22 protein-coding genes and 1 pseudogene are annotated in these 21,136 nt (G+C 69.9%); all 23 read right to left on the reverse strand.

From position 1 onward, the window contains the following. Positions 1-30: 30 nt before the first annotated feature. Complete coding sequence (locus AC07DS_RS03345; RefSeq protein ID WP_479142244.1) at positions 31-972, reverse strand: helix-turn-helix domain-containing protein; 942 nt, start codon at positions 970-972, stop codon at positions 31-33. An 84-nt stretch (positions 973-1,056) separates the two neighbouring features. Then, complete coding sequence (locus tag AC07DS_RS03350) at positions 1,057-2,190, reverse strand: PD-(D/E)XK nuclease family protein (protein WP_479142887.1); 1,134 nt, start codon at positions 2,188-2,190, stop codon at positions 1,057-1,059. Between the two features lie 72 nt (positions 2,191-2,262). After that, complete coding sequence (locus AC07DS_RS03355; protein WP_479142245.1) at positions 2,263-3,258, reverse strand: recombinase RecT; 996 nt, start codon at positions 3,256-3,258, stop codon at positions 2,263-2,265. Between the two features lie 14 nt (positions 3,259-3,272). Beyond that, positions 3,273-3,617 (reverse strand): hypothetical protein, encoded by a 345-nt coding sequence (locus AC07DS_RS03360; RefSeq protein WP_360822728.1) that lies wholly within the window; start codon positions 3,615-3,617, stop codon positions 3,273-3,275. Between the two features lie 107 nt (positions 3,618-3,724). Continuing rightward, positions 3,725-3,928 carry a hypothetical protein gene (locus tag AC07DS_RS03365; RefSeq protein WP_472023259.1) on the reverse strand — a complete coding sequence of 68 codons (204 nt, stop codon included), beginning with the start codon at positions 3,926-3,928 and terminating at the stop codon, positions 3,725-3,727. Positions 3,929-4,015: 87 nt separating this feature from the next. Then, a complete protein-coding gene (locus AC07DS_RS03370; RefSeq protein ID WP_479142247.1) occupies positions 4,016-4,591 on the reverse strand; it encodes a hypothetical protein in 576 nt (191 codons plus the stop codon). A 146-nt stretch (positions 4,592-4,737) separates the two neighbouring features. After that, entirely contained in the window at positions 4,738-5,184 is a 447-nt protein-coding gene (locus AC07DS_RS03375; RefSeq protein WP_479142248.1) for a hypothetical protein, read from the reverse strand. 84 nt (positions 5,185-5,268) lie between these two features. Further along, positions 5,269-5,514 (reverse strand): hypothetical protein, encoded by a 246-nt coding sequence (locus AC07DS_RS03380; protein WP_360822716.1) that lies wholly within the window; start codon positions 5,512-5,514, stop codon positions 5,269-5,271. 322 nt (positions 5,515-5,836) lie between these two features. Then, positions 5,837-6,745 (reverse strand): annotated as a pseudogene (locus AC07DS_RS03385) (peptidoglycan-binding protein); the annotation flags it as partial. Positions 6,746-6,890: 145 nt separating this feature from the next. Then, complete coding sequence (locus tag AC07DS_RS03390) at positions 6,891-7,328, reverse strand: hypothetical protein (RefSeq protein ID WP_479142249.1); 438 nt, start codon at positions 7,326-7,328, stop codon at positions 6,891-6,893. After that, on the reverse strand, positions 7,329-8,438 hold the full coding sequence (locus AC07DS_RS03395) for a hypothetical protein (protein WP_479142250.1): 1,110 nt from the start codon (positions 8,436-8,438) through the stop codon (positions 7,329-7,331). It abuts the gene before it with no gap. After that, on the reverse strand, positions 8,435-9,361 hold the full coding sequence (locus AC07DS_RS03400) for a hypothetical protein (protein ID WP_479142252.1): 927 nt from the start codon (positions 9,359-9,361) through the stop codon (positions 8,435-8,437). The genes AC07DS_RS03395 and AC07DS_RS03400 overlap by 4 nt, the downstream gene beginning before the upstream one ends. A gap of 11 nt (positions 9,362-9,372) precedes the next feature. Continuing rightward, positions 9,373-10,323, reverse strand: a complete 951-nt coding sequence (locus AC07DS_RS03405; RefSeq protein ID WP_479142253.1) for a phage distal tail protein — start codon at positions 10,321-10,323, stop codon at positions 9,373-9,375. 1 nt (position 10,324) lies between these two features. Further along, entirely contained in the window at positions 10,325-14,593 is a 4,269-nt protein-coding gene (locus AC07DS_RS03410; RefSeq protein WP_479142255.1) for a phage tail tape measure protein, read from the reverse strand. 33 nt (positions 14,594-14,626) lie between these two features. Beyond that, the gene (locus AC07DS_RS03415; RefSeq protein ID WP_479142256.1) at positions 14,627-15,025 is read right to left on the reverse strand and encodes a hypothetical protein; all 399 of its coding nucleotides are present in this window, start codon (positions 15,023-15,025) and stop codon (positions 14,627-14,629) included. Next, on the reverse strand, positions 14,968-15,522 hold the full coding sequence (locus tag AC07DS_RS03420) for a hypothetical protein (protein WP_479142257.1): 555 nt from the start codon (positions 15,520-15,522) through the stop codon (positions 14,968-14,970). The genes AC07DS_RS03415 and AC07DS_RS03420 overlap by 58 nt, the downstream gene beginning before the upstream one ends. A 2-nt stretch (positions 15,523-15,524) precedes the next feature. Beyond that, positions 15,525-16,166 carry a phage tail tube protein gene (locus tag AC07DS_RS03425; protein ID WP_479142259.1) on the reverse strand — a complete coding sequence of 214 codons (642 nt, stop codon included), beginning with the start codon at positions 16,164-16,166 and terminating at the stop codon, positions 15,525-15,527. A gap of 131 nt (positions 16,167-16,297) precedes the next feature. Next, positions 16,298-16,741: a hypothetical protein gene (locus tag AC07DS_RS03430; protein ID WP_479142260.1), complete on the reverse strand. Its 444-nt coding sequence runs from the start codon at positions 16,739-16,741 to the stop codon at positions 16,298-16,300. After that, positions 16,738-17,166: an HK97 gp10 family phage protein gene (locus AC07DS_RS03435; RefSeq protein ID WP_479142261.1), complete on the reverse strand. Its 429-nt coding sequence runs from the start codon at positions 17,164-17,166 to the stop codon at positions 16,738-16,740. Before AC07DS_RS03435 ends, AC07DS_RS03430 begins: the two co-directional genes overlap by 4 nt. Further along, positions 17,166-17,597 carry a DUF6093 family protein gene (locus tag AC07DS_RS03440; protein WP_479142262.1) on the reverse strand — a complete coding sequence of 144 codons (432 nt, stop codon included), beginning with the start codon at positions 17,595-17,597 and terminating at the stop codon, positions 17,166-17,168. The genes AC07DS_RS03435 and AC07DS_RS03440 overlap by 1 nt, the downstream gene beginning before the upstream one ends. Next, positions 17,587-17,958, reverse strand: coding sequence for a hypothetical protein (locus tag AC07DS_RS03445; protein WP_479142264.1), 372 nt, complete (start codon positions 17,956-17,958; stop codon positions 17,587-17,589). Before AC07DS_RS03445 ends, AC07DS_RS03440 begins: the two co-directional genes overlap by 11 nt. A gap of 206 nt (positions 17,959-18,164) precedes the next feature. Continuing rightward, positions 18,165-20,054, reverse strand: coding sequence for an ATP-binding cassette domain-containing protein (locus AC07DS_RS03450; protein ID WP_479142266.1), 1,890 nt, complete (start codon positions 20,052-20,054; stop codon positions 18,165-18,167). Positions 20,055-20,377: 323 nt separating this feature from the next. Continuing rightward, positions 20,378-21,118: a class I SAM-dependent methyltransferase gene (locus tag AC07DS_RS03455; protein ID WP_479142268.1), complete on the reverse strand. Its 741-nt coding sequence runs from the start codon at positions 21,116-21,118 to the stop codon at positions 20,378-20,380. Positions 21,119-21,136: the final 18 nt, after the last annotated feature.

Below are 21,136 nucleotides of genomic sequence, written 5' to 3' on the forward strand. Positions count from 1 at the left end.
GCTTATATCTTAATGGCGCACACCTGGGCGTCAATGTTTCCGATCTCGTGAACGCCCTGCTCCGCGCCGGGAGTTGGCCCCTGCCTCACGCCCCATGCGGGCCAGGTCCCTCACTCGCTGGCGGGCCATCTCCAGCGCCTGAGGGTCCATCTCCGCAACGCGCCGCTCCTGCTCGGCGAAGAACTCCCTGAGCCAGTCCTGTTGGCCACGGCGCTCACGGTCGGCCGCCTCGCGTCGCGCCTGCTCGCGCCCCGCACGCGGGTTGGTACCGCAACCCCGGCAGTTCGCCACCGGTTCGGCGTGCTTCGGGCAGCCCGCACGCTGCTCCTCCTCCTGCCCCGCCCCCGGCTCCCCTGCGGCGCCAGCCGTGGGGGAAGGGGGGTAAGGAAGAGAAGAGGAAGGAGAGGGAAGAGAAGGGGTTTCCCCAGGGGAACCCGCCCGGTTTCCCTGCGGCAACCCACTGGGTTCCCCTTCGGCAACCCTGCCCTCGGCCCCCGCAGGGTTCCCCCGGGGCAACCCTGGCCCGGAAGTCGCTCCTGCAGCGGCCCGCGCCTCTTCCCGCGCGGCGACGTCCTGCTGCGTACGGGCCGCCGACGACGGTTTGCGGCGTGGGGTCTTGCGGGCCAGCCGGGGGTTGGTCGGGGCGCGCTGCGCCGCACGGCGCCGCTCGATCAGCTCCTCGGTCGACGGGATCGGCGGCACGCCGTGCGGGAACACGCGGTACTCGGCACGGCGGCCTACGCGACCGATGGTGACTCGCTCGACCAGGCCGAGCCCGACGAGTTGGGTCACCACCGTGATGACCTGCTTCTCGCCCACACCGGCCCAGGCCATCATCCGTTCCAGGCCCGGCCGGGCGAGCCTCGACTGGTCGTCGGCCGAGTCCGCGATCTTCATGAGGACCAGCTTCTGCGTGGTGTTGATCACCTCCTTCGGCAAGTAGGCAGCGACCACCATCAGTTGGATGCTCACCGGCACCTCTCCGTGATTGCGTCCGGGTCCTGCCGCCCCACGCGGGCGCGGAGCACGCCAACCCAGCGCCCGCGCACCTGGCGATCAGGGCTTCTTGCACGCGGTGACGTTGATGCTCACCGCGGTCCGCCGGTCGTGGTCGAGGCGCGTGGGCACGGGGATGCCCACCTCCTTCAGCGTCGCCTTCATCGCCGCGGCGTCCGGGGCCATCGGCACCTCAAGCCCCGCCCGGCGGTACAGCGCGACCATCGCCTCGACGTCATCGACCTTGGTCGGGTTGCCGCCGCTCCACTTCAACGCGTTGTCGCCGTAGACGCCGGGCTCGGAGCCGTCGAGCTGGGCGCGCAGGAACTTCTGCCGCTCCTTGAGCGGCTTGATCTGCTCGGAGACCTTGGCATACTCGGTCAGCGCCTTGGCGCGCTCCCCGTCGTCGTGGATGAGCAGGCTCTGCGGCGAACGCCCGGCGACGAGCGGCCCCCAGCACGCGGTGCGGAACGGACAGTGGTCGCAGATCGCGGAGATGCCCGGCCCCTGGAACGTGCGGGGCAACTCCTCCGGAGAGGCGGCCGAGCGCACCTGCTGGACCCACCAGCGGGCGCGGCGCGCACGGTCGGCCTCGTAGGCGATCTCCTGGACGTGGTCGTCGCCGTTGTCCCGGTTGATGAACCTGAAGCGGACTCGGGCGACCGGCACCGGCCCGAGGCGGGCGAGCTGGCGCTGACCCCGGACGCTGGCGAAGCCCTCGGCGCCGAGCAGGTCGGCGTACAGGTACACCTGTCGCAGCTCGGCCTCGCTCGCCCCGTACCGCAGGACACTGTCCCACTGGTAGGTGCTCTTGGTCTTCACGTCCTCGACGGTCGTCTCCTCGGCAGGGAGTGTGGGGCGCAGCCGCTTCGGGAGACGGGCGGCGGTGGCGCGGTCGAGCTGAACGGCGTCGATGTGGCCCCGGACAGTCTGGTCCTCGACGCGGCGCTCGACGAGCCAGCCGTACTCCTCGCGGGCGGCGTCGAGTATCCCGGCGTGCAGCCAGGTCCCGAGGATCGCCTTGCGCTTCTCACCGAGGTCGGTGGGGGTCCGGCCGTGCAGAAGGTACCCGGCGCGGCGTGCGCATACGGTGTCGCTGGCGCCGAGCTTTGTCTGCTGGGAACGGGGACGGCGTGCGTCCGCCGCGTGAGCGGCGGGCCACAGGCTGACCGGCCGGTCGGGCGCGATGGCCATGGTGGTCACGGTGTTCTCCAAGAGGATGGGGTGCCGCCCGCCGACAGCGGGCGGCACCCGGTGTCGTCAGGGTCAGGAGGCGGCGCGGCGGGACGCGGCGGTGCGCTTCCGCGGTGCGCGCTTCGCCAGGGCGGGGGCCTCGTCGGCCTGGTCGGGCTCAGGGGCCGACTCCGGCTCGGGCTTCGGGTCGGCCTTCTTCGCGGCACGTGCCCGCTTCTTCGGTGCGGGCTTGTCCACGCCGTCGCCCTGGCCCTCCTCCTGGGTGCCGGCAGGCTCGCTGCCCGCCTTGCCCTCCTTGCCGCCGCCCGCTTCGAGTCCGGCGGCCTCGCGCAGCCGTCGGGTCGCCTCTTCCGCCTCGCGCACGACAGCTTCGGCGTCAGCCCGCTCCATCTCCTCGTCCACGTACACGCCGGACAGGTCCTGCGGCGCAGCCATGCGCAGCGATCCGGCTTCGGCGCACTTGCGGAGCATGTGAGCGGGCATCTGCTGCCACATCTTCGCCACGACGTATGCGCCCGCCTTGCGGTCGTAGTACGTCGGGGCGAACTCGTCCCACCGGGCGATGAACGGGAAGCGCGCGCTACCGCGCACGACGGTGACCTTGACCGCCGACGGGTACGCCTTGGACAGCCAGACGTCGTGGGCGTTGCCCTCGGAGTCGTAGTAGACGGTGTCCTCGTAGGAGATGGACTCCCCGGCCTTCGCCGCCGCCCGGTGGGCAACGGTGCGGAAGCCGTCGATCCCGGTCTGGATGGTCCAGGTCTTCTCGGGCTCGTCAGGGTTGTCGGCCGCCTTCCAGTTGGTGCGGCCGATCATGTAGATCTGCCGCGCGAACGGATCGAGTCCGGTCCGTACGCAGTAGTGGAAGAACATCGCCAGGTGGCCGCGCGGGGCGCCGGACAGGCCGGGGCTGATCAGGGCCAGCGTCGAGAGCTGCTTGTGGTCGAACTCGTCCTGGCCGGCGCGCAGAACAATGGCGCTCGGCCGGACGGCGGGGCTGGCCGTTCGGGCGGTCTCGACCACCGTGCCCTCCACGATGGCGGGCTCGGCGGATGGGTCGTCGGTCACGATCTCTCCAAGAGTCAGTCGGTCCGCAGGCTGCGGACCTCGAATGCGCGCGCCCACTCGGGGTGGCGCTCGATGAGCAACCGGACGTACCGGCTGCGGAAGTTGTTGTTGAGGCGGAACTCGTCGCCCTCGGTCGCCATGACGTACCGCCAGCGCAGGACCTCGAAGAGCATCCCGATCCCGACGCGACTTGCGCCGCGCTCCAAGTAGTCGGCGGTCAACGCCTCCAGGGCGCGGAGCACCCAGGGGTTGAGCTGGTGGAACGTCTCGAACTGAGCCTGGATCGACGCGGGCTGGCCCTCCGGCTGCCTCACGGTGTGGATGACCAGGCCCGGTATCTCGTCCTGGACGGCTGCCAATACCCACCCCCTGATGACATCTTTCAAGAATGTCACCTATCTTGCGGGTCGGCGGACAGATGATCAACCCCACCGGCTACCGGGACGACTTCGCACCCCGCCTCGCATCAGGCGGAGGCCCGCTCTGCCGCGTCGTCCATGCGGGCCTCGCGCGCCTCATTGGCCGCCGACGCCGCCCGCAGAGCGCCGATGGCGACGTTCGAGTCGGGATGCTTCAGGACGTAGAGCGAGAGGGCACCCTCCATGACCAGGGCCTCGCGGGCGTCCATGATGGCGACCTCTCCGCCATCCTGCGTGGCGATGAACTGCACTGCTGCCTCCTTGGCGAATCCGAACCCCCGAAGGGGGTTACATATATCTTATTCGCATTTCGGGGCTAAGTACAGTTTCTGCGCAGGTCAGAGGGCCTTTCGGGCGTGACGGCCTCGGGTCAGGACGCGGCTGCCGGGACCGTCGTACGTGCCGTTACGCAAGGCGGCAGCGACGTCCTCGTCCACATCCCATGGCAGGCCCCTGGCGCTTTCGCGGAGCTGGGGAACTGCCTCCAGGACGGTGTCCAGCATCCAGAGCATCGACCCGGAGAGCAGCCAGTCGTGCTCCGGGAACCGCCCTGTCGCGATGGTCGTCGCCAGGTTGCCCTGTGCGGGCAGGTGGAACATCTCGATGACCTCTTGCTGGCCGACGATCGGCGGCAGCTCATCTCCCAGGTCCGGCTCCCAGCCCTTGCCCTGCTCCGCGATGATCCGCGCCTTGACGTCGAGGTCGACCTGGCGGAACCGCGCGGTCGTCGCGCCCCACCTGGCCGCGAAACCGAGCGGCCAGTACCGCACCCCGCTGACGACGATGGAGGTCTCTGGGTCCAGCACGCCCCGGCTCGGGGCCAGCCACTGCGCGACCTGCTTCGGATCGACGCGGTACAGCGCGGCGAACTCCTGGTGCCCGACCAAGTACGGCTTGGGCTCGTGCCGGCTCATCCCCGTCCTCCGCTGTCCGTCCTGGATGCAGAGGGCAGCGTAGCCGCACGCGCACGCCGGCGAGACGCTGCTATGGTGGCGGCGGTCTTCTCCAAGAGGCCAAACGGCCCCCGCTTCGGCGGGGGCCGTGTGCATTTCCGCGCGCCTCACGCGGACTTCCCCTCCGGCTGCCCTGCTCGGGCGCTGAGCCGGGCGGGACGCCTCGCCTTCATCTGCCGCGTGAGCCGCAGAGCGTGGATCGTGCGCCCGCCGCTCGCCTTCCGGAAAGCTGCCGCCGCCGCGGTCTTGGTCAACCGCCGCCCGTCCACGGTGAACAGCGGCCCCTCGGTACGCGCCCCAATCAGCTCACGGAGCACGTTGGCCGCAGAGGCGGTGACCCCCGCCTCGAGGACACCGCCCTCCTTGGCGTGCCGGATGACGACGAGGCGGTCATCCAACTCCGCGTCCGGCACATCGAACGCCAGGACCTCATCCAGCCCGACCTCTGACTCCCAGATCAACTGCCACACCGCGCGGATCGCCGGCGGGACCGCTTGGTCCGCGAGCGTGGTGTCCACCTCCAGGTCGGTGACGAGCAGGTGTGTCGTATCCATCGTGACCCCCATGGCCGCAGGAACAATGCGTCCTCACGCTATGTGCGCTGTCGGACAGCACCTCCTAGCCCACCCAGGGGCGTCTCACGCCCGCACGAGGCTGACCACGGTGAGCACTACGGCGGTGATGCTGGCCAGCACCGCGACGGTCGGCAGCGGCCACCGTGTCTTCTCCAGCGCGGCCACTCGTTGCTCCAGCTCCTCCAGAGCCTTGTCCGTCTGGTCGCTGCGCTGCACGAGCAGGGCCAGCTGGCCGTCGATGCGGGCGAACCCGACCTCCAGAGTCTGGCGCAGCTCGGCCAGCGCGAGCGCGACCTGTCCCTCCGGCACGGTCTCCTCCTCTCCTCTCATTCGCCGGTCAGTGCTTGGGGGTAGCGGGGTCACGCTTCATCGGCAGCCACGACGCCGTGCCGGGCCTTCCGAGCACGGTGCCGAGCGTGGACTTCAGCGCACTGAGCGCAGCGGGCATCGCGGAGACCGCGGCGGCTTGCCACGCCGACAACGACACCATGTCCGTTGTGCTGGAGGCGGCCATCAGGCCCAGTAGCGACTGAAGGTAGGTGGCGATGGTGCGCTCAGCGACATCGGCAAGGGCCTGCGGCATCGGATCGTGCTCCTGGTTCGGGGTCGTAGAGGCCGGGTCGGCACTGGCCTGATGCGGAACGCGGAGATCCGCCCAGGTCTGCGGGCCGGGAATCCCGTCGGCGTCGGCACCGTGGTGGCCCCGCTTGATCTGGTAGGCCGCGTAGGAGCGGCGGTGCGCCTCGTTCCACACCGGGCCGGGCGGGGTGTCGTAGGAGTCGCACCCTTCCGCGACCAGCCGCTTCGCCATGGCGGCGATCACCGGGGAGGAACGCCCCTCTCGGAAGAACTGGGCACCTGGGTATGCCGCATACTTCGGCGTCGGCCTCGGCTTGGGCTTCGGGTCCGGCTTCGGCTTCGGCTTGGGGTCGGGCTTCGGCTTGCCGTCGTTCTTGAGGTGCCGGGCGACGCGGGCGCGGAAGTCGTCCATGTCGATGCCACCGGGGTCAGGCTTGCCCGGCTGCCACTCCTTGTGACCGATGACGGAGTGCTCGTTCCAGCCGTGCGCGCGGCAGATGGCCGCCGCCGCCCGAGCCATCGCATCGAGCTGGGCCGCCGGCCACGGCTGGCTGCCGGTGTTGATGCACTCGAAACCGTAGAAGTGCCGGTTGCCGTCGGTATCCGCCTCGTTGTCGCGCGGAAGAGTCGTCTTCTCCGCGATGACGGCGAGCAGAACGTCGGTGTCACCCATCCCGGCGTGGTTGCACCGTCCGTAGCCGACCAGGTGGACGGTGCCGGAGCGGTCAATCACGCCGTGACACAGCGGTCCCGGCAAGTCCTCATAGCCGGTTCGGCACAGCTCCACCATGTCCTTCTCGGAGCTGTACGGCCCCGTGTGGTGGATCATGATCCCGTTCGCGGGACCCCAGTTGCCGTGCGTGTTGCGGTTGTGGGTGCGCCACTTCCCGTGCTCGACCACGCCGAGCCCGGCGCCCTTCAGTACGGACAAGAACCTGTCCGCGCTCAGCGGTGTAGCCACGCGCTTCGTCCATCTCCCCTGCGCCGGATGGCAGTCGGCCGTGGCCGCCGCGGCGGTCCGGTCCCTCGGGAGTGCGAAGCGGGTGGAGGGTCACCCGGGCGTCATGCTACCGGCGGTGCTCCGGCTGGGGCCGCAGCACCGCCGGTCAGGAGTCGTCGTGGTCGGTGCGGAACGTCGTGCCGTCGAGGCTGACCCAGGTCGCTCGGACGCTGCCGCCGCCCTGGACACGCAGCCGCACCAGGCCCTTGGGGTCGACGTCGAGCTGGAGGGCGCGGCGCGCGGCGTCGGAGGCGACGTCGACCGTGCGCGGCGCTTCCGGCCAGTACCCCTCCGGCAGCAGCGCGACGAGTTGCTCGTCCGTTGCCTGGCCGGCGGTCAGGCCGATCCGGCCGCAGAACTCCGTTGTGTTCCACGGGTTGGCGCGGAACTGCGGTGGCTGGTCCTCGTCCGGGACGGCGGTGTCTCCGGTGAGCGGGAGGTCCCGCCACTCCGGGTACGGGGCGCGGCGGGCGCGCTCCAGCGTGGTGACCCTCCGCTCCAGTTTGGCCAGTCGGCGGCCGAGGGTGGCGATCGTGTCCGGCATCTACTGCTCCTCTCCCTCGCCCGCCTCGTCCTCGGGCTTGTTCGTGCGCTCCAGCTTCAGCGTCACGCGCTCCGCGGTCTCGCCTTCGCCGGGCCGCACCGTCCACCCGACGATCCGGCACCAGCCGTCGAACTCGGTATGGGGCTCGAACAGGCGGACCCGCACGTCGTCCCCGACCTGTAGTGCGTGGATGGGAGCCGCGGGGTGGTCGGTGATCTCCAGCTCGGTCAGCGAGGGAAGCACTTGCCGAGCCAGCCGCTCGCGGCGGACCCGCTGCTTCAGCTTCGCCTCATTCTTCTCGCTGGTCTCCAGCCGGTGTTCCAGTCGAAGGCGGCCGTTGCGGACGCCGTCCACGACGACCTTGCGCTTCTTGCCCTCGCCCGCGCCGAGGCCGATGACCCACTGGGCGTAGGAGTCGGCGTCCTTGATGACGTGCGGCGTGCCGACGACGTTCGCGCCGGTGGTGAACGTCAGGTCCTCCCGGCGCCACCCCAGGCGAGGTGCGCCGAGGAGGATGCGCCGCTCGGCCCGGCGCCCGCGCCAGGTAACCGACTCCGACCATTCCAGGCCGTCGTCGATCTCGGCCACCTCGTCCACCATGTCGCCGAGGTTGCGCGGGTCGGTCTTGGAGGTGGTGTACGGGTCCTTGGCGGTGCCGGTCTTCGCCTTCGACTTCGTGTCGTCCACGCTCACGCCGAGGTCGCCGTCCGGCTGGGACTGGGCGTAGGCCCACACGTCGCGGATCACCTGGCAGGGGTCTGCCTCGATGTACGGGCCGCGGCCGTCGAGGTTGCCGTGCAGGTCGAATCGGCGGTGGAGGTAGCTGGTGAAGCCGGACGCTTCGACGGGCAGGGTGTTGCCCTCCGGTTCGGCGCGCCACAGGATGCCGCCCCAGTCGAGGCGGGCGTTGCGCTCGACCAGCAGCACCGTGTCGCCGGCGTCGAGCGTGTCGCTCAGCGAGCGGCGGAGCGCGGTCGGCAAGCTCGCCTTCAGAGAGCCGGGGCCGGATATCTCCGGGCCGTACTCCACTTCGCTCAGCGGCAGGTTCCAGTGCAGGACGTCACCCGTCGCGGCCCGCACGACGATGTAGCGGTAATTGGCCATCGTCACGCAGGCCCTTCTGTGAAGGCGATGTCGAGCACGGCCGTGGTGCCCTTGGCCACGGTCAACTTGCCGTCCCCGTACTTGTCGTTCTGGTTGATCTCGACGGCGAGGCGCTGGCGGGTGCCCCGGTAGGCGGGCGGCACGGCGAGGGTGTCGGCCAGGGTCGCGCTGGAGCGGCGGGTGGTGGTCCCGTCGTCGTCCACGACGGTCGGCGCTGCGGCGCGCTCCCCGAGGCGGGTGCGCAGCTCGGCGTACACCGACCCCGCCTCCGAGCGCAGGCCGGACAGCGTGACGACGACGGTGGCCGTCGTCGCCCAGGCTGGGACGTCGAGATCCCAGGCGGCTTCTTGCGGCCATGCCGCCCACTGGCCGTGCTTGCCCGGCACCTCCTCCGTCTTCGTCGGGTGCACGGTGCGCAGGATGCGCTCGGTGCGCGGATTCGCGAGCTGTCGCAGGTCGGTGATCATCCCGGCGGTGATCGCCGCAGTGTTGCGCGGCAGAGCGATGCGGGCCAGAACGAGGCCGGTCATGTCCGCGGGCACGGCGGTAGCGTCATGGGCCACGCCCTTGACGACGTGGAAGTAGCCGATCTCCTGCGTGTGGGGGTCGCGTTCTCCTTCCCACTCGGGGTCCTCGATCCGCAGGACGATCAGGTCGGTCCGTGCGAACGCACCGGTGGGCTCGACATCGACCCTGGCGTCACCGATGTTGCTCTGGGTATAGGCCCCCTGCCACGGCCGGGCGCCGTGGATGAGGGCCGAGCCGTCACCGACGCGGATACCGGGGCCGGGGGTCTCCAGCGGCCGGACCTTCAGGTCCTCGCCTTCGGCGACACCCTGCCGGCCGCGGGCGAGGTCGCGGATCATCAGGCGCATCGCACGGGCCGAGTGGTCGGCCCCGCGCACCATCATGGGGGGTTGCAGCGTCACGAGTGCTCCGTTCACAGGGTGGTGTACGCGGACCGCCACGCCACCTCGAGGCGCGCGGTGCCTGACGGGTCGGTCGCGGTCCAGGCGATTTCGGACCGACCGGGCGGAAGCGTGAACAGGTCGAGACGGCTCGCGGGGCTCAGGTCGTTGGCGACGTTGACGGTGCCGTTGCGCAGGGCCCAGCAGGTGTTGGGCCGGGTCTCCAGCTCCACCCACTCGCCCTCGCGCAGCGACAGGTCGAGTTCGAGGACGCGGCGGGTGGCGCTGTTCCAGATCCGCGGGGCGGTGACCGGTCCGTGCACACGCAGGCTCGGGTAGGTCGGCACGTCCCCGTGGTTGGTGACCCAGCCGGGCCTATCGTCGGCCGGGCGACGCTCCGGCTCGAAGGGGCGGCAGCCGCTGGCGCGGCCCACCGCCTCGTCAACGGTGCGGTCGGCACTGGTCGCGTGGGCGGCCTGGTCGAGGCCGAGCGTCAGCTTCGACACCTCGTCCTCATACCAGCGCGGGCTGTCCAGGCCGACGAATTCGATGTCCAGGGGTATCCATCCGTGCACGGCGGTAGCGGTGCTGGTGGCCTCCATGCGGCGAAGCCGCCCGTAGAGACGGCGCGTTGAGTGTCCGGGCCACCGGCCGCGCAGAACGTGACGGCCGTCCGGGCTGGTTCGCGCGTCGGGGGTGTCCAGTGCCCGTTCCAGCCGGGCGAGGATCTCGGCGGCCTTCACCGGGTCCCCGGGCGTCTTGATGCCCGCCTCGAAGCGCATAGGGCGCGGACCGTAGAAGTCCCTGCCCGAGGAGGAGCCCTCGCCGTTCGGGTTGTCGGCGTCCTGCGGCCGTGTCGCGGGCGAGCCGAGCCCTTCGATGTCGCCGATCGGGACGTAGCTCCCGGTGCCCAGGACGACACCGCCGATCTCGTACTGCCACGGGGCCAGCTGCGGCGGGTTCTGCTTCTTGGCTGTGCTCATCTCAAACTCTCCCGCCTCGCTGCGCGTTGCGCAGGGTGCGCATCATTTCGGTGCCGATCTGCTCGGGGGTGGCTCCGCTGTCGGTGACGGTGACTGGCATCGAGCCGATCAGCGGCTGCTGCTCGCGCACCACGACGACCTGGACGCGTCCGCCGGCGCGGGCGTCGACCACGCGGGTGCGGGCACGGTCGCTGCCGGTGCGAAGGTCGAAGGAGCGCACGACGCCCGCCATGGCCGCGACGCTGCGGGCCTGCTTGAAGGAGCCAGCGAGCATCGGGCTGTAGTCGCGGCCTCGGGCGCCCCGGACGCCGCCGGTGGCGTACCACTCGACCTGTCCGCCAAACCGGTCGACCACGGTCTCCACGATCGCTTTGCTCCGCTCGCGTTTGGCGGCGGCCAAAGGCACGTAAGCCTCCCCGCCGGTCTCCCGCTCCCCCCATATGCGGTAGCTCCCGGCCGGTGCGATCTGCGCGACGTGTCGTTCCCGGCGCGGCCCGCCGGTGATGCCCCCATCGGCGAAGTAGTCGACAACAGCACCATCGGCGTGCTTCTTGGCGGCGCGGGCCTGGGCGTCGGCCTGGCGCCGGATAGCGTCCGCGATGTTGGTGTTCTGCTCGGCGAGCTGGCTGAAGATCGAGACGTGCCGGGTGGTGACCGTGACTTCCTTGCCGCGCAGGGCATCGATGCGCTGCTGGATAGAGTCCGCCGCCTTGCGCGGTCCGCCCGTGGGCACGCTGACCTTGACGTTCTTCGATCCGGGCACCTTCTCGATCCGGAACCCCAGCGCCTCCAGCTGCTTGCGGGCCTCGGCCGTCGGTGCCCGTACGACGACGGACTTCGCGCCCGGCGTGGCTCGGATCTTCGCCTGGACGGCTTCCATGCTCTTGATCGCCGCGGCGGTCGCGGCGGACACCTTCACGTTCTTGCTGCTCGGGGTCCGGCCGAGCGTGTCGATCAAGATGTCCAGGTTCTTCTTCGCTCCAGCGGTCGGCGCGGTGATCTTGATCTGCCGGGTGCCTGGCACCGTCTTGACCGTGAAGCCCAGCGAGCGGAGCTTCTTCTGTGCGCCGTCGCTGAGCGAGTCGACCTTGATCATCTTCGCCTTCGGCAGCCGGTGGAACTCGGCCTGCACGGCGATCAGGTTGGCGAGGGTGGAGTCCATGCCCTTGGTCTGGAGCAGGAGGCTGACCTTGGAGGGCAGCAGGCCGAGGCTGTCGGCAACGGCCTCGGCCTGAGCCTTGGTCAGTCCGTAGCCGCGGGCGGCCCGGATCGCCTCTGCTCGTGCCCGGCTCATCTCCCCGCGGGCCTTGGAGAGCGCGGCGGGCAGGGTTTCACCGTTGCGCTTGGCCAGGTCGAAGGTGGCGACGGAAGCGTCGGCCGCCGCGTCGGACAGGGAGGTGAGCTGGGTGTAGAGCTGCTGGCCGTTGCGCGTGGTCGTGTTGAGGGTCTTGTCCTCATTGACGAGCTGCTTGCCGCCGTAGCCCTGGTCTCGGTTGACGTTCTTGCCGCCCTCCTTCAGGTCGAGGACGGCGCTGTTCACCTTGGCCTTCGCGGCCTGGAGGGAGATCTGGCCGCCCGACAGCAGGTCGAGGGCGCTCTTGAGGGAGCGGGTGCGGGTGTCGGCGTCGGCGGTCTCGTCGGCGAGGCCGCCGACCGCGCCCTTGAGGCGGTCGTACGCCGAGGTGCCGTCGCCCGCGCCCTTGGTGGCCTTGGCCAGTTCCTTCGCGTTCTTGATGGACTCGGACATTTCACCCTTGACGCTGCCCAGGGCGTCGGCGGCGTCCTTGTACTGCTGGCCGACGTCGGTGTATTCGAGGGTGCTCACCTTCCCGCCGACCTTGTCGACGTACTCCTTGTTCTGGTCGGCTGTGGCCTGGAGCTTCTTCTGCAGCGCGTCCAGGGACGTGCCCTGGCCGAGGTAGGCGTCGGTCAGGGAGGCCACCGACACTCCTGCGTCTTCCATCACCTTGGTCAGCTGGCCCTGGCTGACCTTGGTGTCGAGCAGGACCTGAGCGGCTTGCCCGCGTACGTTGCTGTTGATCTGGCCGCCCGACTCCCGCAGTGCGGAGGTCAGGGAGGAGATCCGGGACTGGTGCTCGGCGGCTGCCTGTGCCGCGCGCTGCTGGCGGGCCGCGAGGAGCCCCAGGCCGACGGAGACTCCGGCCATCGCGATACCGAATGGCCCGCCCAGCGCACCGGAGATGCCGGACATGGCCGAGCGCAGGCCCGAACCGGCGGCGCGGGTCACTCCGTTCATCGTCCCCATGAACGTCACGCCCGCGCCGTTCGCGCTGCGGAACGCGGCGGTCATGTTGCCGAGGAAGCCGACGCGGGCCTGCACCGCGGCCCACGCCGCCCCGTACCGGGACAGCGATACGCCCGCGCTCGCGGCCAGGCTCTGCTGGACCCGCATCTGCTGGTTGAAGCTGGTGAAGCCGCTGCGCACGGGGCCGGTGACGGTGTTGGCGAGGTTGGTCAGGCCCGGCTGCGCACGGCGGAACAGCAGCATCGCCAGGGCCGCCGACTGGATGGGGGCGGGCAGCGCACCGAAGGCGCTGACGAGACCACCGACGACATGGCCGATGGGAACCAGCACGGCGGACAGTCCGGAGACCGCGTCCATCGCCAAGTTGGCGACGGTCGCGATGATGTCGAGCGTGCCGGCTGCGGCGCCGCCGTCCTGTCCGATTCCGGAGATGGCCTTCAGGATCGGCTCTGCGCCGTCGGCGGCGTTGCGCAGAACGTCGCCGAGCGTGCGGCCCGCGTTGATCAGCAGGTTCAGGCCGGTGGCCAGCGTGTGTTCACCCAGCTCCTTCAGCGGGCCGATCAGCGCCTGGGCCTCATGGATGAGCCCGCCGAGCCCTGCGCTGGTCTTGGCCTTCAGCTCGGGCCCGTACAGCACAGCGAGGTTGCGCCCGTACTCCAGCGCAGTGGTCAGGTACGGCGTTGCACCGGCCATGCCGCGGGTCAGCAGGCGCGTCACCCATTCCAGGCCAGGTGCCATGCCGTCGTACAGCGCGAGACCGGTCTGCCGCGCCTGGGTGCGCAGTTGGGTCATCGCGCCGGTCAGGCCCTGGCCGCGCGAGGCGGTGATGGTCGCGGCAGCACCGGTCTGGCGCACCGCCACCGACAGCGCGTCGAAGGACTCGGTTCCCTGGTGGGCGAGAGCTGCCGCGCCGCTGAGCGCGGGCTTGCCGAACGCCTTGGTGACTCCGGCGGTGAAGTCCTTCTGAGACAGGTCGTGTTCGGCCTTGGAGAGACCGTCGATGACAACCCGGAGCCCGCGGAATCGTCCCTCGGCGTCCCAGGCGTCGATGCCCAAGTCCTTGAGAGCGCCCTGCATTTGGGGGGTCGGCGCCGCGAGGTTCGCGAAGATTCCCCGCAGGCTCGTTCCAGCGGTCTGCCCGAGGATGCCGCTCTTGCCGAGCATGCCGACCGCGGCGGCGGTGTCCTGGAGCGAGACGCCAAGCGCGTTGGCGACGGGCCCGGCGTACCGCATCGAGTAGTAGATGTCGGTGATCGAGCCCGAGGCGTTGTTGGCCGTGGCAGCCAGGGTGTCCGAGGCGCGTGCCGCCTGGTCGGCGCCGAGACCGTACTGGTCCATGATGTCGCCCAGGTACTTGGCCGACGTGGCGGCGTTGACGTCGGCCGCCGAGGCGAGCTGGAGTGAGGCCCGGACAGCGTCGATGGACTGGTCCGCCCTGAAACCGGCCTTGCTCAGCTCGACCATGCCCTCGGCGGCGTCAGCCGCCGTCGAACCGGGCAGCGACAGGTCGTTGCCGAGTTCCTGCGCCACGACTGAGGCGCGCTTCATCTGTGAGGCGGTGGCCGAGGTGACCGCCCGGAACAGATTCATCTGCTTCTGGTAGCGGTTGCCTTCCTGGATCATCTCGCCCGCGCCCAGCAGCAGGCCGCCACCGGCGAGCATGTTGGTGGCGGACATGCCGCGCCGTCCGGCGCCGGCGGTCGCCCGCTGGAGCCGGGACATGGACCGAGCGCCGTCGTCCCCCGCCGAGCGCAGCGCCGCACGGGCGGCCCCGGCGCGGGCGGTGATCCGGTTCAGCTCACCGACGGCACCGCGGGCGGAACGATTCAGCGCGGCGAACTGCGAAGCGAGGCGGGCCCCGTTGGCATCCAATCGCGCCAGGGATCGATTCGCGGCGTCGGTACGGTCCCCCAGGGTCCGCATCTGTGCGGAGGCAGCACGGGTTCCCGCGATCAGGTCGCGGACCTCGGCGCGCATCGCGACCGTGAGGGTGAACCCGGCCACCGCGGCGGCCTCCTTACGTGGTGCGGGGGTGGATCAGGGGCGCTGTTCGTACTGCTCGCGCGGGAGGAGCTGGATCTTCACGCCGTAGCCGGACCGGTCCTGGGGGACGTGGTCGCGTTCCTGCTCGATCAGCTCGCAGCCGGGGCAGCGCAGGGTGTCGGTGACGTAGGCGTGGGGGTCACCACCACGGGTGCGGTCCCACTCCTCCAGCCGGGTGCTGCACTCCGGGCACACCGCCCGCTGCCACTCCGACCAGGCCAGGGCCTTCGCGCGGTCGAGGTCGGACCAGCGGCCGTCGCCACCGAGGAACTGCGAGTGCGGGATCTGGAACCGCTCGCACAGCTCCAGCTCCGCGCGCAGGCCGGCGTCACAGCTCAGCCTTTTCCCAGCTCGACCCGGCTCTCCTGCTGGATCTGCCAGGCCGCGTCCCACAGCGCGTTCGCGTCCGGCGCCGACCAGCCGTTCAGCAGCTCCTCGGCCTCCTCGCGGCTCATGCCGTCCACGGAGGCCGCCGAGACGAGCGCGGCGGGGAAGGTGTCGGCATTGAAGATCGCCCCCTCCTCCGCCTGCTGTTCGGTCGGCGGGTGCTGGGCAATCAGCTCCTCCAGCACTGGGCGCGGCAGCGCACGGAAGATCAGGAACTCCGAGGCGGCATCGAGCGCCTGGAGGGCCTGTTCGCGTGCCGTGTCGGCCTCGGCGGCCTGGCGCTCGGCCAGGTCGTCACCGGGATTGGCTTCGGCGACGAACCGGGTACGGCGGGCGGCCTGCTCGGCGTCGTCGTGTCGCTGGCGCAGCTCGGCGTCGTCGCAGATACGCAGCCGGTTCTGCGGGCGGGCCCGGCGGCGGAGGCGTTCCATCTTGTCCGACCACGCCCCCTCCGCCGTCGTGGCGGAGGGGGACGGGCGCTTGGCCTGGGCAGGGCGCGACATGATCAGCCCTCGTCGGCGTCGTGCTCGCGGACCGTCGCCTCGGTCTTGGTCTTAGTGGTGCTGACCACGGTCACGTCCACGTGGTCGCCGTCGTGGTCGTGGTGGCCGTGACCGTGGTCGTCGTCGCAGTCCTCGTCCGGCAGCGGCCGGGGGTGCGCCTGCGGCACCGGACGGTCAAGAGACGGCTCGTCGGTGATCGTGAAGTCAACCTTGAACTTGGCGGCCTCGTTGCCCGTCGAGTAGGTCGCGGCGCGGGTGGCGACCTGGACGGGAAACACGTCGACCGAGCGGGAACCGGGGAGGTCGCCCTTGCGGAGCAGGATGACGTAGCCCTTGGCGCCCTTGGGGAGCTGCTGCTCGATGTCGTCGGAGAACCGGTCCTCGTAGAAGGTGAGGCTGGAGTTGTCCGCCTTGTCGTTGCCCGGAATCGAGCTGTTGAAGGTCGAGCCCATGTCGGGGGTCTCGATCGGGTCGTTCTCCAGCGCCCAGCCCTCGATGTCCGAGACGGCATCGGTCAGGCCGAACGCGTTGGTGATCTCGCGGCGGCTGGGGTACTTCGGGTCGTTGAGATCCTTCGACCACAGGATCTTGGAAATGCCGCGCCGCAGAAATCGGGTCTGGGTCTTCTTCGTGCTCGTGGACACAGGTCCGCTCCCACTTCTGGGGCAGCGTCCCGTGCCGAGGCCCTGCCCCTTGAGGTTCAAAGGGGGTTCGCCTGGCCTGGGGCCTAGCGTCCGCGCGGGCCTCCGCGGTGAGGATCAGAAGAAGCAATTCTTCATGCCGGGGTCACAGTGATCGTGACCCGCTGCACGTAGGAAACGATAGCGCCTGCCGCGGACACTGAGGGTTCCCCACCGGCGTCGTAGGTCAACTCCCGGTCGATGACCCGCACTTCGGAAATCAGAAGGTCGTGGGTCCAATGGCCGTCCGTACGGCCGACGACGCCGGCACGGACGCGGTCGGCCAACCACTCGACCTGGTCGCCCCGTTCTCCGACCGAGGTGACCTGGTAGGACCAGGCCGCGTCCGCGTGCCAGTCCCACAGGGGCGGTCCGCCGAACTCAGCGGGCAGCGAGTCGAGGACGGTGTACGGGGCGACTGCGGGTTCCCAGCCAGATTTCCCCTGCACGCGCGGGAGTTCACCGATACCGCACGGGCGGCCGGTGGTGTGCTCGACCAGGGCGGCGAGCGCGCGGGTGACCGGCAGACGTGCGGTCACGGCAGCACGCCGTCCGCCAGAGCCTGGATGAACGCCGGTTCGGTCTGCCGGAACGCGGGCTCAACGTGTGGGAACGGCGGCTGCCGGTAGTGCCTACCGATCGAGTCCACGCCGACGAAGCCGTACTCCAGCCGCCTGGCCTGTGGCGCATCGGAGAAAACCTCGGCGGTGACCTCGCCGCCGCCAGTCCGCATCCGCACGTCCCACGAGGCGCGGTACTGCCCCGTGATCACGTTAGGGCCTGGCCTGCCGCTCGCGTTCTGCCGGATACGGACCCGAAGCAGCATGGCGTGATGACGGGTGATCGTCCGCGTACGGGCGCGGGCCGCCGGCCCCATCCGGGCCAGCGCGGCGGCCAGCGCGATCGGGTCCCGGAACGCGGTCGCGTCCGGGTGGGCGTTGGGGTGCGGGTTCGCTGCGGCCATCAGTCGATCACCTGGACCCGCACGATGCGCACCACGCTGTAGGTGCCGACCGCCTCGTCGGAGACGCGGAACCGGCGCCCGATCAACAGCGGGTCGCGGGGGCCTCCGCGACGCACCGAACCGGCAACGCGGATCACATCGTCACGCCTCAACGCAGGTGCGTCCACGGGTAGCACCGCTTGGTAATCGGTGGTCGGCGGCTCGACGGCGACGGCCCCTCCGACGGGTTGGGTGATCGCCGGGCGGCCGAGCGACATCACCGCACCGAGCCCGTCCCAGACCAGTTCCTCATCCGGCGCCGGTGGCACCAGCCTGCCCGTGTTCTCGTCCAGCACGTCGTCCGTACGGCCCGCGCTATCCCGCCACGCCTCCAGCTTGTCGTCGAGAACGCGGTCAACGACTCGCCGCGCTCCCTCTACATCAAATGCCACGAGCCCACTCCTGGAGCTGGGTGAGCATCGCCTCCGTCAGCGAACGCGGCCCGGTGCCGAGGTCGGGCCGGGCCAACGCGGCGCGCTCCAACTCCCCAGGATCGATCGCCGCCAGGAAGACCGCAGCCGCCGGGCCAGGGTCAAGGGCATCGGCCACTGCGATACGGGCCAGTCCCTCGAAGACCGTCTCGGTCCAGTCCCCGGCGTACAGCACGACTTGCGGGGACTCTCCCTCCTGTTGGCTGATCGCATAGCCCTTGAAAGCTCCTGGGTCAACCCGCTTCCCGTCGAGCTCTATCCCGACCTTCGGGCCGCGGGCGGTGATCTGCACGCGGTGCAGGTCCTCTTCGTTGTCATCCATTCGACCGACGCTAGGAGAGCTGTCGGACAGCTCTGCCCGTACGGTGCTTGCGCGATCCGACACCTGGACAGAGAGGCGCCCGTGGCCACATTCGCGGGCGGCTGCGCCGGCCTCCTCACACAGCATGTTCAGCGCGCGGCGCAGCCCGCTACAACGAGCGTCCACGATAGGCATGCCGTTCGCCTATCGTGGACTGGGCTGGGTGATCAGCGGTCTTTGGCCAGGGCAAGGAGTTCCGCGAAGAGCCCGCCGCCGTTGGCGAGTTCCTCGTAGCGGCCCTGTTCGGTGATCTGGCCGTTCTGCATGACGATGATCCGGTCGGCGATCTTAGTGTTCTCCAGCTGGTGGGTGACCACCACCGTGATGCGGTCTGCGGCGATGCTCTTGATCTCCTCGAAGATGTCGTGCTCACCCCGCGGGTCCATCTGCGAGGTGGGCTCGTCCAGGATCAACAGTGCTGAGCGCCGGTATAGCGCACGAGAGCAGGCCAACCTCTGCCACTGCCCACCGGACAGCTCGGAGCCACCGAAGAACTCTCGGGCGAGGAGTGTGTCCAGTTCTTTGGGCAGCTCCTCGATCGCGGTGCGCATGCCGACGGCGTCGATGGCCTCCCACACGTGATCGTCGTGGAAGGTGCGGGGCTGCCCGAGCGTCACGTTCTCCCGTGCGCGCAGGGGCCACTGGGCGAAGATCTGTGGGACCAGGCCGGTGTGCGCCCACACACTGCTTGGGTCGGCGGAGGCCAGATCGACTCCGTCCCAGGCCACGTGGCCTTTGTCGGGTAGGAGGATTCCGGTGATCAGCCGACTGAGGGTGGACTTGCCGGAGCCGTTCTCGCCAACGATCGCCAGGATCTCACCCCGGCGCAGAGTGAGGGAGACGTGGTCGACGGCCGGCCGCTCCTTGCCGGGGTAGCTGTAGACCGCATCCTCCAGACGGATCTCTTCGACCGGTGCTGAGATCTTCACCTCGCCGCGCTTGGGCGCGCGCTCGGCGGCGAGGTCGAGGAATGAGCGCATGTCGGCGAGATACAGGGAGGTGTGGAACAGCGCGGCGCCGTTGATGACGAGCTGGGACAAGGCGGCCAACGAGGTCTGGACGGCGAAGACAGCGGTGGCGGCGACGGCCAGGTCCAGGCGTCCGGTGGCGGCCAGCCAGGCGAGGGCGGCCCAGGTGGCCAGGAGGAAGACGCCGCCGAGGGCCGAGGTCGCCAGCACGATGCGCAGCATGCGAGGAGCAGCGGTGAGGGTGCGCCGGTCGATGCGCTCGGACAGCGTGCGGTACCAGTACACGATGTAGTCGGTCATGCCGTTGGCGCGGACTTCGTCACCGTGCCGGGAGGTGGTCGCCCACCAGCGCATCATGCCGCGGACGTTGCGGTCACCGACGTTGGAGTAGTGCGTCTCGTAGTCGACCCGGGCGGAGAGCACGGCACCGAGACCGGCAGGCACGACGGCGAGGAGGAGCAGCGGCAGCATCAAGGGGTGCAACGTGGTGAGGACTCCGCCGGCGGCGACCATACGGACCAGGGCGGCGGTGAACCGCTGCGCGTCCTTGACCATCATCGTGGTGCGCGAGACACCGACCTCGGCGGCTTCCTGCCGGTTGGCGAACCCGTCCTCGCTGTACGCGGAGGCTTCCACCCGGCAGACCGCCTCGACCAGGGCGGTGTCGGCCGCAGTGATCAGGCCGGGGCTGATCCGCCCGTCGCCGTAGGACGACAATGCGCTGGAGATCCGGCCGACGGCGACCGCCACGGTGATGACAACAAGCGCGGGGAGAGCGGCGTGCAGCCGTTCGGACACGGACCCGTCGCCGACGAGGTGCCGCATGGCCTGTGCCGTGAACGCCAGTGCCACGGCGGCGGTGACGCCGGTCAGTAGCTGGCACACAAGCAGCAGGACGACGGCCGACCGGTCGATGGCCCACGCCATCTGCGCGGTCTGCCGCAACACGCCGGGCAGCCGGGCGCACATGGCCGTGAAACTGGCCTCTCCCAGCGGATTCTTCCCGTAGTTGCTCTCGAACGAGATGGTCGCAGGGGGCGGTGGCGGGGGCGTCTGCGGGGCTTCGATCCGGGTGTCTGTGGCGGTCAACTGCATCCCTCCCGTGCGGTTGTTGCGGCACCTGGGCGGTGTCGCAGTGCCAGGCTCAACGAGGCTGCGAGCGAATCGAACGCGCTCGATTCCGGACTACGCACAGGCCCGGAATCCCGGGGCGTCGAACGCGTGGTCGCGGTGCTCTATGGCTTTCAGCGCGGCCGAAGTTGGCCGAAACGCCGACGAGTGTGGCGGTTGTGGCTCATGAGGTTTCCCGACTGAGGGACGCCCCCGTTCCATCCACGCTGCGGCGTGACGGCCAGGTCCTGGCAGCGTGATCGGTCTGTACATCTGGCGCTCAGGACTCAGGGTTCAGGCGGCTATTTCGTAGCGATGACGTAGACGCTTCCCCACTGCCGCTTCGGGTTGGCGATCGTGGAGTCGAAAGCCCACGGCTCCACAGCCCGGAAGCCAGCCTCCGTGAACATGTGCGTCAGCTTCACGCGGTCGTACGACCAGAGGTGCGGCGTGTAGGTGGGGTCGTCATCCTGATCTCGGAAGACGTAGTTGATCAGGTCGAGGAAGGTATTGATGTCGCCGAGGCAGTCACGCTTGGCGTACCACCGCTCGATGATCTCCTCGAAGAGTCCTGGATTGTCCGGGTAGTGACGGAGTACGAACTCAGCGTTGGGAACCCCGGTGACGAGCCGGCCGCCCGGGGCGAGCACACGGTGCGCCTCTCGGGCGTAGTGCTTGGCCGAATGCGGGTAGTCGATGTGCTCCAGGAAGTGCTCGGAGAACATGAACTGGACGCTGCCGTCCTGCAGCGGAATGCCCTCGCGGACGTCCCAGAGCAGATCTGCAGGCGGCACGGCGTCGATGTTGTAGAAGCCGTCGATCCGGTGGGCGCCACCTCCGATCTGGACCTTCTCAGGGGCTATGTCGATGCGTCCGTCCGGCCACGCCCGGCTGCTGGTGCGGTGGTACCGGCTGATCTCGATTTCCTTGGCGGCGGCGCGCAACGTGCGGCCGAGACCGTGCCCGGTCGAAGGTTCCTTGAGAAGGGCGGCGATCTGCTCGCCGAGGAGGTCGAGCGAGGGCGCGGAGAGATGCGCGGTCATATGGGCTCCCTGTGGAGG

This window comes from Streptomyces sp. NPDC044064, assembly GCF_056434245.1.